Source organism: Streptomyces poriferorum (assembly GCF_019399235.1).
Taxonomy (GTDB): Bacteria; Actinomycetota; Actinomycetes; order Streptomycetales; family Streptomycetaceae; genus Streptomyces; species Streptomyces poriferorum.
Genome location: NZ_JAELVH010000531.1, coordinates 1 through 1591 on the forward strand (window position 1 = coordinate 1; position 1591 = coordinate 1591).

2 protein-coding genes are annotated in these 1591 nt (G+C 74.5%); both read right to left on the reverse strand.

Going from position 1 to position 1591, the window contains the following annotated elements:
- Positions 1–24 precede the first annotated feature (24 nt).
- On the reverse strand, positions 25–1143 hold the full coding sequence (locus JGS39_RS39355) for an acyl-CoA dehydrogenase family protein (RefSeq protein ID WP_219574563.1): 1119 nt from the start codon (positions 1141–1143) through the stop codon (positions 25–27).
- A partial coding sequence (locus JGS39_RS39360) for a Zn-ribbon domain-containing OB-fold protein (protein WP_219574564.1) occupies positions 1143–1591 on the reverse strand: 449 nt, incomplete at its 5' end. The genes JGS39_RS39360 and JGS39_RS39355, both read right to left, overlap by 1 nt.

The window sequence follows — 1591 nt, forward strand, 5'->3', positions numbered from 1 at the left end:
GCGGGAGGGTGCCCGGGGCCGCGGTCACGAGGTCACCGCCGCGTCGGCGAGGAGCGCTCCGAGACGTTCGAGGTCTGCGCCCGCGCCGCCCAGGGTGGTGGAGATCTGCTTGCCCCACAGGAAGTGCCGGTGCACCGGGTAGTCGGTGTCGACGCCGATGCCTCCGTGCACGTGCTGGATCCGGTGCACGGTGTTCAGACCCCCTTCGGTGGCCCACCACTTGGCGACCAGCGCGGCCCGGTCGGCGCCGGCCGCGTCGAAGGGTTCCGCCAGTGCGTCGACGGCCTGCCAGAGGGTGACCCGCATCGCCTCGATGTCGATGTAGCAGTCCGCCAGCTGGTGCTGAACGGCCTGGAACGTGGCGAGCGGGCGGCCGAACTGCTCCCGCTCGCGCAGGTGCCCGGCCGCGTGGCCCAGCGCTCCTTCGGCCACGCCGGTCTGGACGGCGGCCAGCGCGATGGAGGCGATCCGCACGAGGTGCGCGGCGGCCCCGTCACCCGGCGTGCCGACGAGCTCCGCCGGGGCGTCGTGCAGCGTGAGGTGGGCGCTCATGTCGTGACTGGTGGTCTCCGCGGACTCCCAGCTCACGCCCCGGGCGTCCGAGGCGACGAGGAAGACGCCCGGCCCGGCCCCCGCCGAAGCGGTCACCAGGACGTGGCGCGCACCGGCGGGAGCGGGGACCACGGCCTTGACCCCGGTCAGGCGCCACCCCGGTCCGTCGGCGACCGCGGCCGTGCGGGGCGTCAGGGGCTCAACGGCACCGAACTCCTCCAGGGCGACGGTCAGCCGGCCGGTGCCGTTCATGAGGTCCGGCAGCAGCCGCGACCGCTGCGTCCCGGTGCCGTACGCCGCGACGGTGAGCGCGCCGGTCAGCGCGGGCCACAGCGGCAACGGGGCCACGCACCGGCCCTGTTCCTCCAGGAGGACGCAGAGCCCGGCCGTCCCGAGGCCGGATCCGCCGTCCTGTCCGGGCAGGACCGCGGCGAGCAGCCCGGCCGTGACGAGGTCCGCCCACAGCGGTTCGTCGACGCGGCCGGCCGAGGTCTCCACCTCGCGCAGCCGCTCGGGCGTGACGCGGTCGGCGAAGATCTCGCGGGCCAGGTCACGTACCGCTTCGAGCTCTTCTCCCAGGGAGAAATCCATCAGGGCGCCTCCGTCGGGGCGGGCCGGAACACCGGCAGGGTCAGATCGGGGTCGGCGTCGAGCCAGTCGAGGACGACGGGCATGCCGATGGTGACCTCGTCGGGGGCGATGCCGGTCAGGTTGGTGACGAGCCGGGTGCCTTCGGCGAGTTCGACGACGGCGACGAGGTACGGCGAGTCGAACGCGGGGTGCCGCGGATGGTGGTTCACGACGAAGCTGTAGACGTGACCGCGCCCGCCGGCCTCGACGGTGTCCCACTCCAGGGAGCCGCACCCGGGGCAGCACGGCCCCGGAGGGTGACGCGGTACGGAGCAGGCGGTGCAGCGCTGGATGAGCAGCCGGTGCTGCCGCGCGCCCTCGAAGAAGAAGGCGTTGTCCCGGTTGACGGCGGGGCGCGGACGCAGGGCGGGGGCCGCTGTCTCAGCGGAGGGCGCTGCCTCAGCGGGGG